This is a genomic window from Photobacterium profundum, assembly GCF_003026285.1.
Taxonomy (GTDB): domain Bacteria; phylum Pseudomonadota; class Gammaproteobacteria; order Enterobacterales; family Vibrionaceae; genus Photobacterium; species Photobacterium profundum.
Genome location: NZ_PYOD01000001.1, coordinates 16,493 through 32,981 on the forward strand (window position 1 = coordinate 16,493; position 16,489 = coordinate 32,981).

Below are 16,489 nucleotides of genomic sequence, written 5' to 3' on the forward strand. Positions count from 1 at the left end.
TCGGTTAGTTATGTAAGACTTGTCTATATCAGGCTTACATATCTGATAAGAGTCCTATTTTTAATAAATCATCACTATATTTTTAAATTATTACGGCCAAATTCTCAATTATGAGACATGAAATTAACGACTAAAATGAAAAAACAAATGTAATGATAATCTCTATTTAGAGACAAAATAGAGTGCGTAAAGAATGAATTATATCTTTAATCACCCTTAAACTTTGCGAAAGTCAGTAATATGTCGAAAAAACAAAGAAGTGAGTTTACTCTTTAGCTGTGGGTATAAATTAGGGAAGGTATTTAAATACACTAAAAGTATGAAAGTAAAAATACTAATTATACCACCAGAGATAAACACCATCCAAGTCGAAAACGTCGCTGAGATAACACTATGAAACAGATACGCCACGCAGCAAAGAGATAAGGTTTTTACCCAACAAGTATGTTTATAAGGTAATGGTTCTAATGACTGACTAACACAGTAAAGTAACGCTAAACGCATGCTATAAACCCCACCTAACACAGCAACCGCAGCCCATATACCATAAAGTGGAATTAAAAAGTAATAACCCATTACCGCTATTATTGCACACAAGCATTGTATCCACATTTGCTTCTGACTTGATTCACCGCTGAAACACCCTAAGTTCATTAATTCACTTATGTTTTTTATTGCGCTAACTAAAATAAGACCAACAACCACTTTAGCAACTAAATAATAATCACTAGGGAAAAACAGGTAAATAAAACTTGGCACAGTCAAAAGCATTGAAAGTGCAATAATAATGATTAAGTTACAACCAATAAGAGCCTTTTCTGCACATTGCTGTGAACCGTTTTCTTGTTGTAATATTTGAATCCTATTTGGAAACCACCACAAACAAAATGGTTGCATTAACAAACTTAATATTAGTGAAAACTTAGCGCTGACTGCGTATACAGCTAATGTTTCAACGTTTACTTTATCGGCAAGAATCCATTTATCAAGCCCTGTAACAGCAAACATACCGATACCACTAATAACAATGGGACCTCCAAATTTAAGCAATGGTAATGAATAACCTAAATAACCTAATCGTCCCATTTGCTGCCATTGGAATTTTAGTAAAAAAACAAGCATTAATATACTCGATACCGTACCTGCAATTAACACCCCATCGATTCCAAATCCGTACTCTAACAAAATGACGATAAGTAAAGCCTGAACGATAGCTTTAACAACATTAAAAATACAAAACCACTTAGCCAATGACTGCATGCGCATTAAAGTAAGAGGAATAGCAATTAACCCATCTAATAGTGTTGGTATCGCTATTAATACCACTTGGTATACTTCAACTTTTGCTGGTATATACAAAAGTAACCATGGCATAATTAACCAAACAATCACACCCCCCATTACTGCTGCAATGAGGCTAAGCGAGAAGCAATTAGCAATTAGCAATTGCCGTTTTTCTCCTTCACTAGAACCAACAAAGCGATACATTGCATCGATTAAACCGAAACCAACTAAAATGGTACCAATATCAGCCAGTAATATTAACGCTTCAAGTGAACCATACTCTTTCGTAGGTAAGTGTCCTGTGACATAAGGCATCATAAACAATGACACCCCTTTCATCATCACAATACCGACTCCGTAATACAAAGACTGTTTGACTACACTCATGAAACACCTTATTACTTAATTAGAAATATAAATAATTTTATATTTTCATTAATGATGCATTTTATACTCATAATTCAAACATCTTGATTTGTAGGCGATTTTCTTTTTCTTGGTTTCCATTTTTTTTTAACTTTCCCTAAAAAACTGATTACTCTACGATGTTGGGGTTCAAAAAATAATGATTTAACCCCTGACAACAAAGCTTTACTTGTATTACTCTTAGCTCTGTAATAATCAGCATATCCCTCATAAAGTCGAGCATTAGCTTGTGCGAATGATTTTGATGTTATTAACGACTCACGGCTTTTATAAAAAGAAATTATATTTTTAATTGATTCAAGGTTACTTAGCTTATTATCATCTAATTGTGTTATTGAATCTTCTCTTATTAAGTAGCTAGCATATACTTCAGGTATTACTGCGACATCAAAATACTCACACACTTTCAACCAAAGTTGCCAATCTTCTGCATATTCTAACTCAGCATCAAATAGCCCTACTTTTTTAAGTGCAGACCTCGTTATCATAACTGTCGATGTACCAACTAGATTATTTGAAAAAATGATATTTAAAGGATCATCCAAAATCTTAGCTTGATCATCACAATCTTGAAATTTATTCCAATAGCTAAAACAATCGACTAGCTTTTGATTGCTCTCGGTCAAGTGATCATAATTCGTAAAACTCATACCCAACCCTGGGTTTAATTCATGTACGCTAAGTTGAGTCTGCAGTTTTCCTTCATGCCAGCAATCATCTGAATCAAGAAAAGTAATGTATTCTCCACTGGCTTTTTTAATACCTAAATTTCTTGCACTAGACACACCAACGCCTTCAGTTGTTATTACTGTTACTCTAGTATCACGCATGGCTAGTCGTTCAAGATACTCAGCTGTACCATCATCACTATTATCGTTAATTACGATTAACTCTATATTTTCATGATTTTGTTTTAAAACACTTTCAATTGCTTTTGGCAAGTAATTAAAACAATTATACGTTGGCATCACAACAGTAATTCGGCACATTACTGACTCCTTTTTATTATGTTTCTAATAAAGCAGGATTCATGCCGTTATAATTCCCAATAAAACATGCACAAAGAAGTACATCTTTCTTATATTTTTGCATAATGCAATAATTTCACTTACGTTTTGCACGTTTACTCATAGGAACAAGAATTGCATTCAAGTTATTATACTGAATGTAATTAAAGAAGACCTATATGAAAAAAGTAGCTTTTATCACTCCAACCTTTCCGGTATTGAGTGAAACATTTATTCATACTGAAGTGGATGCAATAAGCGCATGTGGGCATGACGTATGTGTGATGACATTTGAAAAAAATAAAACTGATGATGCTTTTAACTATGCCATTTATAAAATCGGCGATTTTATAAATTTCAATCTTTTAAAAAAATTAAAAACTCGTAGAGTCATTGATTGCTTGAAATTTATCTACTCACAACAATCTATGCCTAAATTATCTTTATTTTGGCATAGCTTTAAAATGGCATCACAAATGGCAAAGCACAATGTTCAGCACATTCACGCACATTTTGCCCAACATACCTGCTCTCACGGTATTGCTTCAGCCAAATTGATGGGTATTTCATGCTCTTTTGTTGCTCATGGTCATGATGTTTATGAGTTCCCTTTTGATCTTGATTTAAAAATTAAACACAGCGATTTCGTCGTCGCTGTTTGTAATGACATGCGCAATGATTTTAACAAGACCGCTGACGGCAATATTAAATTACTTCACTGTGGTGTCAAAACCCAACTCTTTAAGCCCCATACAAAACAAGATCAAGAGACAATCAAGCTCATTTTTATTGGGCGGTTAGTTGAACAGAAAGGTGTTAAATATTTATTTGATGCGTTGAAACCCTTATGTGGGCACTATCCGATTACTTTAGATATTATTGGTAATGGTGAGTTATTAAAACCATTAAAGGAACAAGTAGCTCAACTTGGTTTAGCCCCTTATGTGCGATTCTTAGGCTCAAAACAACCAAACTGGATCCAACAGAATTTACCTTTCTATGATTGCTTGGTAGCACCGTTTTGTTTTTCACATTCAGGATGTGTAGATACAGGCCCAGTCGTCTTAAAAGAAGCCATGGCTGTTGGTATACCCGTTATCACATCAAACATTATGGGCTGTAAAGAAATTGTCGCCCCTGATACAGGCTATTTGGTTGAGCAAAAAAACGCACTCGAGTTAACTGATGCGATTAAGACATTTGTAACATTACCAATAGAGCGAAGAAAAGAAATGGGAATTGCAGCGCGGAAAAATGTAGAACTAAATTTTGATGCATTAAAACAGGCAAAGGTGCTATCAAATTGGATAGAAACGCACACCGTAAAACAATAAAAGCGAGCACTAAGCTCGCTTTTCATTTAAGTATGGCTGCTGATTATTCCCAATCGAGAATAACTTTACCTGACATGCCTGAACGCATCATGTCAAAGCCTTTTTGGAAGTCATCGATTTTATAATGATGTGTGATAATTGGTGTTAGATCTAAACCTGATTGAATCAAGCTTGCCATCTTGTACCAAGTTTCAAACATTTCACGACCGTAGATACCTTTTATAACCAAGCCTTTAAAGATAACTTGAGTCCAATCTACAGCCATATCTGATGGTGGAATACCCAACAACGCCACTTTACCGCCGTGGTTCATGTTAGCTAGCATGCCGTTGAATGCTGATGGTACGCCAGACATTTCTAGACCAACATCAAAACCTTCTGTCATGCCTAGTTCAGACATTACATCTTCAAGTTTTTCGTTTGCTACGTTAACAGCGCGAGTCACGCCCATTTTACGAGCAAGATCTAGGCGGTATTCGTTCACATCGGTAATCACAACGTGACGTGCACCAACGTGTTTTGCTACAGCTGCAGCCATGATTCCGATAGGACCAGCGCCTGTAATTAGCACGTCTTCACCAACAAGATCGAATGATAATGCAGTATGAACAGCATTGCCAAACGGGTCGAAAATTGATGCTAGATCGTCAGAAATACCTTCAGGGATCTTAAACGCATTGAATGCAGGAATAACCAAAAATTCAGCAAATGCGCCATCACGGTTAACACCAACACCTGTCGTGTTACGACAAAGGTGTGTACGGCCGCCACGGCAATTACGGCAATGACCACATGTAATATGGCCTTCACCTGATACACGGTCACCGATTTCAAAACCACGAACTTCTTGGCCGATACCAACAACTTCACCAACATATTCATGACCAACAACCATTGGAACAGGAATCGTCTTTTGTGACCATTCATCCCAGTTGTAGATATGTACATCTGTACCACAAATAGCGGTTTTCTTAATGCGAATCAGTAGATCATTATGGCCCATTTCAGGCTTGTCTACTTCATTCATCCAGATGCCTTCTTCAGGCTTTAGTTTTGACAGCGCTTTAATTTTCATTCTTTATTCGCTTACATCTGAATGCTGTTTAAGGAAAGACACTTAGCCTTAATACCCTACTTCAGCATTATACGAGGATACTGTTACCTCTGAACTAACCAGAAGTACGTTTTTGGAAATCTGAATTATCAATGAATATGTTCACGAGGTTCAAGAACCTCGTGACGCTTATTCATTATTAGACTATTAAATAATGCCCATATCTTTACCAACTTCGATGAATACATCGATAGCACGGTCAAGTTGCTCAGGTGAATGTGCCGCAGACATTTGCGTACGAATACGTGCTTGGCCTTGTGGTACAACAGGGAAAGAGAAACCTACAACGTAGATACCTTTTTCTAGTGCGCGTTCTGCAAATTCCGCAGCTACTTTCGCATCACCTAACATGATTGGAATGATCGCGTGATCAGCACCAGACATTGTGAAACCAGCTTCTGTCATACGCGTACGGAAATGTGCAGAATTTTCCCATAGACGTGTACGTAAATTGCCACTTTCAGCCAATAAATCAAGAACACGGATTGAAGCAGAAACAATTGCAGGAGCAACTGAGTTAGAAAATAAGTACGGACGCGAACGTTGACGTAACCAGTCAATCACTTCTTTCTTACCAGCAGTGTAACCGCCTGAAGCACCACCCATTGCTTTACCCAATGTACCCGTGATGATATCAACACGATCAATTACATTGTGGTGCTCATGTGTACCGCGACCGTTATCGCCCATGAAGCCAACTGCGTGTGAATCATCAATCATCACAAGCGCGCCGTACTTATCAGCAAGGTCACAAATAGCTGGAAGGTTAGCGACTACGCCATCCATAGAGAACACACCATCAGTCACGATTAATGTGTGACGAATACCCGCTTCTTTCGCGGCAATTAATTGCTGCTCAAGCTCTTCCATGTTGTTATTTGCATAACGGAAACGCTTAGCTTTACATAGACGTACGCCATCAATGATAGATGCGTGGTTTAGCGCATCAGAAATGATCGCATCTTCTGGACCTAGTAATGTTTCAAACAAACCCGCGTTCGCATCAAAGCAAGAGGTATAAAGAATCGTATCTTCAGTACCAAGGAACGTCGATAATTTTTGTTCAAGCTCTTTGTGAGAATCTTGTGTACCACAAATGAAACGTACCGATGCCATGCCAAAACCATGCGCATCCATACCTGCTTTCGCAGCTTCAATTAATTCTGGGTGGTTAGCTAAGCCAAGGTAGTTGTTAGCACAGAAGTTCAGCACTTCTTCGCCTGTATCAACACCTTCTTTGTTAAGAATAGAAACAGCCGCTTTTTGAGCTGACGTAATAATACGTTCAGACTTGTACAAGCCACCAGCTTTAACATCTTCAATTTGCTGGTTAATTTGTTCGTAGAATGCAGCAGACATAGTGTTCCTCACATTTTATTAGATTTTGGGAAAATGGCTATCCAGTGAAAGATTGCTTAACGAATGCCTTACAAGCTCGCTAAGGGCACTTAACACTCATCACAATGATGATTAGCTAAAAATCGTGCAATTAACTCTTCGATTAACTTTAATCATTCTAATTCAAGTGCATTACAACTATTATCCCCTTATATGGAAAATGATTGTTGAACCTGAGGCACAAATCTGTGGATACGAACAAATTAATCGCCGTAATGCCCGACCTTGCTGTCTTTATTATTGTTGTTGATGAAGGCAGTTATACCGCGGCAGCAAAGAAGCTCGGTGTTACACCATCGGCTCTCAGTAAACAAATTTCTCGTCTCGAAAAAGCCCTTTCAGTTAAGCTCTTAGAGCGTACAACACGTAAATTAATGATCAGTGAATCTGGTACTAAAATTTATGAACAATGCAAAGTTATGACGAATGCCGCAAAACAGGCCGTTGAAATTGCAAGTTCAGAACATACGATCCCATCAGGCACATTAACTGTTGCTGCGCCAAAAGCCTTCCTAAGTATAGTCTTGCAGCCTTTAGTTACTCCCTTTCTTACTCAGTACCCTGACATTCAACTAAAACTTAAAGCCTCAGACGGTGAGATCGACATTTTATCTGAAGGCATTGATATCGTTTTTCGCTTAACAGAACATCCATCAGAAGCCTTGGTAAATAAGAAAATTGGTAAAGTGAACCTAGCATTATGCGCAAGTCCTGAATACTTGGCGCTACGCGGAGAGCCCCAGCTCCCCTCAGACTTACGTCAACATGATTGTATTTATCTAGGTGAAACTACCACCGATCACATTTGGGACTTCATTAAAGATGACGAATTTCAAAGCGTGAGCGTGACAGGTCGTTACGCCGTTAATCATTCTCAAATGCGTTTAAAAGGCGTGATCGATGGGTTAGGTATAGGCATCTTCCCTGATTTTGTGATTAAGCAAGCATTAGAGAATGGTTCAGTGAAAGAGGTATTGAAAGACTGGACAATGAAAGGAAATTATCAGGGAGATATTGCTTTACAGTTTGCTCAGACCAAGTTCATGCCTGCAAGATTACGGGCATTCATTAACTACGTAACTGAACACCTTGCACCATAATTTTGTCTAGTACGAATTGTTACAGCCGCAGTTCCAGTCACATGGAGCTGCTAATCCCCTTGTTATCCAATTTCACCTATAATCAAAGGGAAATTACACTCTAATTACGTTACTAGTTCGTACTAGGTTATAAAACTTAGGTGCACGCTGATGAAACTATTCCTACCTCTGTTACCTCTCGTTCTGTTTGTGGGAATAAATAATTGCGCCGCCTACCCAGTGGATTCTATGCATTGGAACCATCGAAGCATCTTGTACTTTGCACCAGAGAAAGATCTACACGTACAAGAGTTTATGAAACAAGTACTAATGAATGAGTGTGTACTACAAGAACGAGATATAAAAACCGTGATTATTACCAACGACGGTTTTAACCAACCTTATGATTTTTTTAGCCCTGAAGAAATTAACCATCTTCAAGAAAAATATAACATTCCCAAAGAGCATCATACTGGCATTCTTGTCGGTAAAGATGGCTTGGAAAAATACCGTTGGAATAAAAAAACAAATTGGTTACAACTCACAGAAATTGTTGATCGTATGCCATTAAGAAAAGAAGAGATGCGCCATCAAGCAAGCCGCTGCCAAATCTAATCGTCAGATTCCGCTGATCCAAATGAATTGTTACACGTGTTTTCTACGCCTAACGTCTACTCCTTCCATTTTTTAACCAAGGTGGATTTTTTTCTCATCAAAAAACGGTAGATTGGAACTATACCAAAAGCACGCACAGACATTTCCAATTCAGTTTCAGGCAGAGATAATTACAATGAAAACGCCATTTCTTTACCATGGACAGGATAGCGCCTGGCTTACTCCTACAGAAAGTACTCTTAACGTAACGATGGTCAGTGACATTGATACACTGATATCAGCCATCTTCATTCGATGTGAACCCGATAATGAAGAACTATTAATTGATATGGAACGCGGTAAAACCCAAGGACGCCTACAATACTGGCATGGGGAATTACCGATAAATTCAGATAAAGACATTACCTTTTACACTTTTAAAGTGATGCAAAACAGTCGTCAGTGGTGGCTACACGGTTGTGGCGTTTCACCACGCGTACCGGGTAAAGAAAAGCACTTCAAATTCAATAACCAGCATCAACCACCTACTTGGGTTAAAGAACAGGTTTTCTATCAAGTTTTCCCCGATCGTTTTTCAAATGCAAACCCATCAATCAGTGTTCAATCTAATGAATACTATTTACGTGGCACAGAAAAACCGACAATAGCGAAAGCATGGGGTGAATCAGCATCAAACCATGATTCGAGTGGACCAAGCGAATTCTTCGGGGGCGACTTACAAGGTATTCACAATAAGATTGATTACTTACAAGAATTAGGTGTAACCGCACTCTATTTAAATCCGATATTTACCGCGCCCAGTAATCATAAATACGATACAACAGATTACCTTAATATCGATCCTCATTTAGGTACGAATGAGCAATTTGCCGACATGGTGGCAGATCTGCATCAACGTAATATGAAGATTATGCTAGATGCCGTGTATAACCATACCTCTGTCGATCACCCTTGGTTCGATATGTATCAACGTAATACCGCAGACCAAACCGTGGGCGCTTACGATCACCCTAATTCTACTTACCGTCAGTATTATCAATTTACCGATAACAGTAACGAGTACATTGGCTGGAATGGTATATCAACGCTCCCTAAACTGAATTTTTCTAATCCTGAAGTACAGGATTATATCTATGCGGGTGACGACGCTGTAATCAAACACTGGCTAAAACCGCCTTATAATATAGATGCATGGCGTTTTGATGTTATCCATATGCTAGGTGAAGGCAAAGGCGCACGCAATAATGCTCATTTTGTTAAATCCTTCCGCAATGCTGCCAAGTCGGTCAACCCTGATTGCTACGTGTTAGGCGAACATTTTTTTGAAGCGTCTAACTGGCTTCAAGGTGATCAAGAAGATGGAGCTATGAACTATTACGGTTTTGCTCACCCTCTTCGTGCTTTTTTTGCCCAAAAAGACATCGCCTATCACGCATGCCAAATCGATGCTGAAGAATTAGTAGAATGGCTAGACGAAGCGCGTACAAAATTACCGTGGTTGAATCAGCTCTCTCAGCTTAACCAGCTAGATAGCCACGATACAATGCGTTTCTTAACCATGGTTGATAACAACACAGAAACGATGCACCTAGCATTAATGGTGCTTTTTGCTTATGTCGGCACACCGTGTGTTTACTACGGTACAGAAGTTGAATTACAAGGCGGTCAAGATCCAGATAACCGTCGTTGTTTCCCATGGGAAAGAACAGAGCAAGAACAAAAACCACAAACCTTCAGTTATTTGCAGCAACTCATTGCTGTCAGAAAATCATCAACCGCTCTTCAATCAGGCAGTGTTCAATGGTTATTGGCTGAGAACCAACATTTTGCCTTTGCTAGAACGACAGAAACAGAGCATGTTCTTTGCCTTATTAATAACAGTGAATCAGCTAAAATATTGCATTTACCTGTTTGGCAATTAGGTATTGAGTCGGGTTCTTTACACGATCTGTTAACTGATGATGAATGGCATATTAGCGAAGGAAGCGTTTCAATAACATTGGCAAGCAAAGAAGGACTATTACTGACAGTCAGCGAATAAAGCACAAAATAAAGGTTAAGTGTGATTTTCTATCCACTTAACCTTTTCCTATACTGTAATGGTAAAGGAAAACTGTCCCCTTTTTTGCGCTAGCAATTCGCATCAATAATTTACGCTAACAATCATTCCCTCGATTACTTTTTCCGTTTACCTTGTGACTGTAATACCATCTAACTATCACAAGGTTATGAGGACTGCACACTCATAGCCGCAGCGCATACGCTGATTCAGCACACATTAAGAGGTTCTTATGGCAATTGAGCGTTATATCGGCATTATGTCTGGTACAAGTATGGATGGTGTTGATACCGTTTTGGTTGAAATTGAAGAAAACAGTATCCGCTTGATGGGTGAAAACTCTTTTCCTATGGGTGAGGATCTGAAACAAGCATTGCTTGATATTTGCCTTGGTCAATCCACCAATTTGCAAGCAGTTGGAGAGCTCGATCACCGGCTCGGGCATTTATTCGCTGATGCAGTACTCGCATTATTAGAGAATACTGGTATACCCGCAGATTCGATTACTGCTATTGGAAGCCACGGACAAACCGTATTTCACTCTCCAGATACACAATATGCTTTCACCATGCAACTCGGTGATGCCAATATTATTGCAGCTAAAACACACATCACAACCATCGCAGATTTTCGTCGCAAAGACATGGCTCTTGGCGGGCAAGGTGCACCACTCGTTCCAGCTTTTCATCAACAACTTTTTAGTTCTCTTGATACAACACGTGTGATTCTCAATATTGGTGGCATTGCTAACATCACAGTACTCACGCCCAATCAACCTGTTACGGGCTATGATACAGGCCCTGGTAATATGTTAATGGATACGTGGATCCATCAATATAATGGCAGTCAATATGATGCTAATGCCAAATGGGCTAAAACAGGCACTGTAAACAAAATACTGTTAGAAAGACTGCTCGACGAACCTTACTTCAAGCAGCCAGCCCCTAAAAGTACAGGTCGAGAATTGTTTAATTTACCGTGGTTACAACAAAAATTATCAGGTTTAGAGATACCCGCAGAAGATGTACAAGCAACCCTAGCTGAATTTACTGCAGTCACCATTACAAATGATGTTATTACATACCAACACAATGAAAAGCCTGAATTATCAACCAAACAGGAATTGTTAGTCTGTGGCGGTGGTGCTCATAATCCATTACTAATGGCGCGTTTAGCTGCACAATTACCCAACTGGCAAGTAATGACTACAACAGAGCGAGGAGTAGATAGCGATAATATGGAAGCCATGGCTTTCGCATGGCTAGCTTACCGAACATATCATAATCAGCCGGGGAATTTACCAGAAGTAACAGGTGCTTCTGGCTTAACAAGCCTAGGAGCAATTTACCCTGCATCGTAATATTCAAAATGAAAAGCTCAAGTAATACACTAATCACTTGAGCTTCTTTATTGTTTATACCCATTTTCAAACGCATTTTTTAAACTTGAAAATAACTTAGCCCTTTCTATCGGCTTAGGAATGTAATCATTCATCCCCGCGGTTAAACAGCGCGTTTTTTCATCATCAAGCACATTTGCAGTTAAAGCAATTATCCTCGGTTGATGACTTAAATTAAGGACTCTAATTGCTTTGGTAGCCTCAAGCCCTCCCATATTAGGCATTTGGCAATCCATTAATACCAAATCAACTTTTTGTTGTTTAATAAAATCGATAGCTTGAATACCATCACTTACCATTGAAATAGTGGTTAGCCCTAATGTTTTCAATAGTGCTTTAACTAATTGTTGGTTCACCATACTGTCTTCAGCAACCAAAATATGCTTGTCGGCATAATTTGATAAATTGAAATTTGGAGAGCATTTTTTTTCAACTACCGGTGCGGCAACTTCATCCAACTGAATGTCAAAGTAAAACTCAGTTTCAACTGATGGCTGGCTCTTTACCTCAAGCTTCGAGCCCATTAATTTACATAGACTATTCGATATAGATAGCCCTAAACCCGTACCACCATATTTACGCGATATCGAACCATCAGCTTGGGTATAAGAATCAAAAATAATTATTTGTTTATCTAAATCAATCCCAATTCCTGTGTCTTTTACTTTAAAGCGTATACATGTGCCATTTTTTGTTTTATTAATTAACGTAACAGAGAGGGTTACCTTACCATGCTCTGTAAATTTAACGGAATTACCCAGCAAGTTAGTCAATATTTGCTTAATACGACATTCATCACCAAGATAATAAGAAGCTAACTTCTGATCAATATTATTTTCAAGGACAATACTTTTCCTCTCAGCCTCATATATTATGGACATCAAGCTAAACTTTATTAACTCTGTTATTGCTATGGGAGTATAGTTCAACGTCACATTACCGCTTTCAAGCTTTGAATAATCCAAAATCTCATTGATTATGCTTAATAAGGATTGTGCAGATTCTTTAATATAACCAACTTGGCGTTTTGCTTCTTCACCTAGCGGTTGAGACTCTAAACACTGGATAAAACCCAAAACCCCATTCATAGGTGTGCGTATTTCATGGCTCATGTTAGCCATAAAATCCCCTTTTATGGTAAGCGCTTTATTCAATGCTAATGTACGAGCTTCAAGTTTCTTATTGAGGGCTTCCATTTTTAGGCCATGTAAATGAATACATTTATCTGCATGGTCAATTTCTTTTGCCAATACAGTAACCTCCCCTTCTGATTGTTTAACAGGGTTAATCGAAACCTGACCAGTACCCACTTTTGGTAACTCGCCAATTAAATGGTTTAATGGCCGCGTTACCTCTCGATACATGTAATATAATGTATATGCTAATAGCACTACAAATGGAAAAATAAAAAGTACCAACTGGGTGAGTATCGCTTGTATAACATCAGATGAGAAGTAAAAAACAACATACTTAAGTATGGGTAAATTATTAAAATCTAACGAATAGCTTAGTTTATAATTCCCTTTGTAAATTGATATGCCTTCTTGATAATCAAGATGATAATCAGTTATATCAGACATACTATTATTGGCGTAAGAATGCACCAAATTACCATCTAGATCATATATAGCAACAGAACCTATTTCATTGTAATTACTAAACAGACGGTTTAACTCGATACTTTTTTCTGTATTATCAAAAATCGTCGCATCGATAATAAGTTGACTTGATGAGTTCATCACAGCTTGTATATCTTTTGATATTCGCTGAGTATTCGAGGTATAAGTAATATACAGCGTTGCCATAAATGACATCAACATTACGACGCCCATAATTACGGCGATTTTTTTGAAAATAACACTGTTAGTAAACTTTTCCAATTCCATGATTGGTCTAACCCTCTTCGTCATACCCCAATATGCATTATTTAATATAAACATTATTTTTCTACAGGTAATTCATTCGCAGACCAGTCCAACCACGAGCCATCGTAATGCGCCACATCAAAACCAGAACGCTTCATAAGATAATATGATAATGTTGACGCTAAACCTTTATTACAATATGTAACGCTTTTTTTTGTTTTATCTAATGAAGAAAAAATAAGATCCATTTCCTCTTGGCTTTTTAATACACTGTCACCTTTTTCATTTTTTAAAAAAAAAGAAGAGATTAAAAGATTTTTTGCCGTCGGGATATGACCATATTTTTCTGTCTTCGATTTTTCACCAATATACTCTTCTTGTGTACGTGAATCATAGAGTTGATAATCAGGGCTGAATGTTGCAACTTTTGCTAACGTCGTATTGGCATATACGTCAGCGTTTAACGATGGAATGTAACTCGTTTTTTGTGGAATAACTACCTGTTGGTTACTAGGGTATCCTTGTGTATCCCAATATGTATAGCCCTCTTCTAAGATCACAACATCACTAATGCCATAGAGCTCTAGCACCCAAAATATTCGTGCTGCATGCTTAACATCGCCACTATCGTAAAGTACTATGAGCTTACTTTTATCAATACCTTTTTCACGCAACAATGGTGCTATTTCATTCTTCCCTTTAACATAGAAAGAATTCTTTTCGGTTTTATATGACATCTCTGTCGGGAAACTTATCGCACCCGGTATATGCCCATTCTCATATGCACTCTGATCGCGAGTATCATAGATAACGACTTCATCACTGTTTAAATTCTTATTCAGCCATGCACTATCCACCGCATACTTAGAAGCAGTAGCACTTGAGATATTAACCCCTGAAGAGTGAATAAATACACCAAACCCTAAAAGAATTAACCATAAAAAACGAGGTATAGACTTCATTCTTTTCATTATGATCCCCAGCCAACAACAATACGCAAGATGGCTGAAGCCAGTTACTCTAAGCCCATCAACGTGTGACATGCCTATAACAGAAGCAATTTTCTTACCAAAATTATTCAAGTTGTATCCAGTTGATAAGTCGCTCACAACCTCATTTCGAGCCGAAAAATCAGCAATTAAGTGCATTTTGCAATGCTTTTTAACATGTAAAATAAAACACTAGCTGGGGCTATATAAAACAAGCGAAAAATTAGTAACGAAACATATTGCTTACATTCCATCAAAAATTAAGCCTGCTACTTTCCGGCCAAAAACAAGATAACAACACTGTATACAGGTAGAGTTCCACCCTTTAAACACAACCCAGATCACAGTTTAGAAGCCTTAATTTTACTAGGACAAAAACGCAACATCCATTACAATCCTGTCACATAAAAACAATAAAAACCTTCAGGTCTTTAAGCCTGTTTTTATTCCCTAACGTGAAAGGTTCCTAGTAAAGATGAGTCCGGAAAAATACCTTCTAGACTGGCAAACAAGCCAGACGAATGCAGAATCCATCTCACCACTTCTTGGCCAGTTATACCGACAGAAAGGCGTTGAAGTCATTTTGTTTGGTCGCCAGTTGGTTAATGCATCAACCATCGACATTATCAAAGCTCACCGTGTGGCACGTCGTTATACAGGTGATGAGCTATCCCCAGCTCAAACACTTCCTTTAATCAAGCAACTTGCTGAGCTAGAACTCTCGCCTTGCCGTATAGATGTAGGTCAACTTGCTCATTCTTATTGGAAAAACCAAGAAGATGAACAAGGTTTAAATGATTATTTGCAAACGGCTTTAGTTGATTCATTAAACAGCTCAGAATCAGTTGTACCGCGCGATGTCGTTTTATATGGTTTTGGTCGTATCGGTCGTTTACTTGCTCGCTTATTAATTGAAAAAAGCGGTCAAGGTTACCCATTACGTTTACGTGCAATTGTTGTACGTGGCGGAAAAGAAGGTGATCTTGAAAAACGCGCAAGCTTATTACGCCGCGATTCAGTACATGGCCCTTTTAATGGCAGCATTACTGTTGATGACAGTCGCAAAGCCATTATCGCTAACGGCAATTACATTCAAGTAATCTATGCCAATAAACCTGAAGATATTGATTATAACGATTACGGCATTAACAATGCGCTAATCGTTGATAACACTGGTATTTGGCGAGATAGCGAAGGTTTAAGTCAGCATCTTGGTTGCCAAGGCGCTGAAAAAGTATTGCTAACCGCCCCTGGTAAAGGTGATATCAAAAATGTCGTCTTTGGTGTTAACGAATCAGTAATACAAGATAGCGACACAATCATTTCAGCCGCAAGCTGTACAACAAATGCGATTACACCTGTGCTTAAAGCCGTAAATGATAAATACGGTGTTATATCGGGTCACATTGAAACCGTTCACTCATTCACCAATGATCAAAACCTGATTGATAACTTCCATTCAGGTGATCGTCGTGGTCGTTCAGCATCATTAAACATGGTACTAACGTCAACGGGAGCAGCTAAAGCAGTAGCAAAAGCATTACCAGAATTAGCTGGTAAATTATCCGGTAACTCTATTCGAGTACCAACGCCAAATGTTTCGATGGCTGTTGCTAACTTGAATCTAAAGTCTAATGCCACCGCTGAAGATTTGAATGCTTATCTACAAGAAATGGCATTAGTTTCTCCACTTTCTGGCCAGATTGATTTCACTAATTCGACCGAGGTTGTATCAAGTGACATCGTGGGTTCACGACATGCAGGTGTGGTTGATGGTGTTGCAACAATTGCACAAGATAACCGTTGTGTATTATACATCTGGTATGACAATGAATTCGGTTACAGCTGTCAGGTTGTACACTGCATGGAACAAATGATGGGCGTTAAATACAAAACGTATCCAGCATTAAAATAAGCGCC

General features: G+C 38.4%; 12 protein-coding genes. 6 read left to right on the forward strand and 6 right to left on the reverse strand.

Annotated elements, in window-relative coordinates; translation table 11 throughout:
- Nucleotides 1-216 precede the first annotated feature (216 nt).
- Nucleotides 217-1,671, reverse strand: coding sequence for a lipopolysaccharide biosynthesis protein (locus tag C9J48_RS00080; protein ID WP_006231748.1), 1,455 nt, complete (start codon nucleotides 1,669-1,671; stop codon nucleotides 217-219).
- Between the two features lie 74 nt (nucleotides 1,672-1,745).
- Nucleotides 1,746-2,699 (reverse strand): glycosyltransferase family 2 protein, encoded by a 954-nt coding sequence (locus C9J48_RS00085; RefSeq protein WP_006231747.1) that lies wholly within the window; start codon nucleotides 2,697-2,699, stop codon nucleotides 1,746-1,748.
- A gap of 197 nt (nucleotides 2,700-2,896) precedes the next feature.
- On the opposite strand from C9J48_RS00085, the gene C9J48_RS00090 reads away from it, so the two are divergent.
- Entirely contained in the window at nucleotides 2,897-4,051 is a 1,155-nt protein-coding gene (locus C9J48_RS00090) for a glycosyltransferase (RefSeq protein WP_006231746.1), read from the forward strand.
- Between the two features lie 43 nt (nucleotides 4,052-4,094).
- Here the strand turns inward: C9J48_RS00090 and tdh are convergent, their stop codons facing one another.
- Both tdh and C9J48_RS00100 read right to left on the reverse strand, forming a co-directional pair.
- Nucleotides 4,095-5,126 carry an L-threonine 3-dehydrogenase gene (gene tdh / locus C9J48_RS00095; protein ID WP_006231745.1) on the reverse strand — a complete coding sequence of 344 codons (1,032 nt, stop codon included), beginning with the start codon at nucleotides 5,124-5,126 and terminating at the stop codon, nucleotides 4,095-4,097.
- Nucleotides 5,127-5,312: 186 nt separating this feature from the next.
- The gene (locus C9J48_RS00100) at nucleotides 5,313-6,524 is read right to left on the reverse strand and encodes a glycine C-acetyltransferase (protein ID WP_006231744.1); all 1,212 of its coding nucleotides are present in this window, start codon (nucleotides 6,522-6,524) and stop codon (nucleotides 5,313-5,315) included.
- A gap of 227 nt (nucleotides 6,525-6,751) precedes the next feature.
- On the opposite strand from C9J48_RS00100, the gene C9J48_RS00105 reads away from it, so the two are divergent.
- From C9J48_RS00105 to C9J48_RS00120, 4 genes are all read left to right on the forward strand, one after another.
- Nucleotides 6,752-7,663: a LysR family transcriptional regulator gene (locus tag C9J48_RS00105; protein ID WP_006231743.1), complete on the forward strand. Its 912-nt coding sequence runs from the start codon at nucleotides 6,752-6,754 to the stop codon at nucleotides 7,661-7,663.
- A gap of 150 nt (nucleotides 7,664-7,813) precedes the next feature.
- Nucleotides 7,814-8,257: a DUF4174 domain-containing protein gene (locus C9J48_RS00110; RefSeq protein WP_006231742.1), complete on the forward strand. Its 444-nt coding sequence runs from the start codon at nucleotides 7,814-7,816 to the stop codon at nucleotides 8,255-8,257.
- A 175-nt stretch (nucleotides 8,258-8,432) separates the two neighbouring features.
- The gene (malZ, locus tag C9J48_RS00115) at nucleotides 8,433-10,298 is read left to right on the forward strand and encodes a maltodextrin glucosidase (RefSeq protein WP_006231741.1); all 1,866 of its coding nucleotides are present in this window, start codon (nucleotides 8,433-8,435) and stop codon (nucleotides 10,296-10,298) included.
- A gap of 250 nt (nucleotides 10,299-10,548) precedes the next feature.
- Nucleotides 10,549-11,676 (forward strand): anhydro-N-acetylmuramic acid kinase, encoded by a 1,128-nt coding sequence (locus C9J48_RS00120; RefSeq protein WP_006231740.1) that lies wholly within the window; start codon nucleotides 10,549-10,551, stop codon nucleotides 11,674-11,676.
- 47 nt (nucleotides 11,677-11,723) lie between these two features.
- On the opposite strand, the gene C9J48_RS00125 is transcribed toward C9J48_RS00120, so the two are convergent.
- Together C9J48_RS00125 and C9J48_RS00130 are read right to left on the reverse strand one after the other, a co-directional pair.
- Nucleotides 11,724-13,601 (reverse strand): response regulator, encoded by a 1,878-nt coding sequence (locus C9J48_RS00125; RefSeq protein WP_006231739.1) that lies wholly within the window; start codon nucleotides 13,599-13,601, stop codon nucleotides 11,724-11,726.
- Nucleotides 13,602-13,654: 53 nt separating this feature from the next.
- Complete coding sequence (locus tag C9J48_RS00130) at nucleotides 13,655-14,728, reverse strand: sulfurtransferase (RefSeq protein ID WP_006231738.1); 1,074 nt, start codon at nucleotides 14,726-14,728, stop codon at nucleotides 13,655-13,657.
- 316 nt (nucleotides 14,729-15,044) lie between these two features.
- Between C9J48_RS00130 and C9J48_RS00135 the strand changes: the two genes are divergently transcribed.
- Nucleotides 15,045-16,484 (forward strand): glyceraldehyde-3-phosphate dehydrogenase, encoded by a 1,440-nt coding sequence (locus tag C9J48_RS00135; protein WP_006231737.1) that lies wholly within the window; start codon nucleotides 15,045-15,047, stop codon nucleotides 16,482-16,484.
- Nucleotides 16,485-16,489 lie beyond the last annotated feature (5 nt).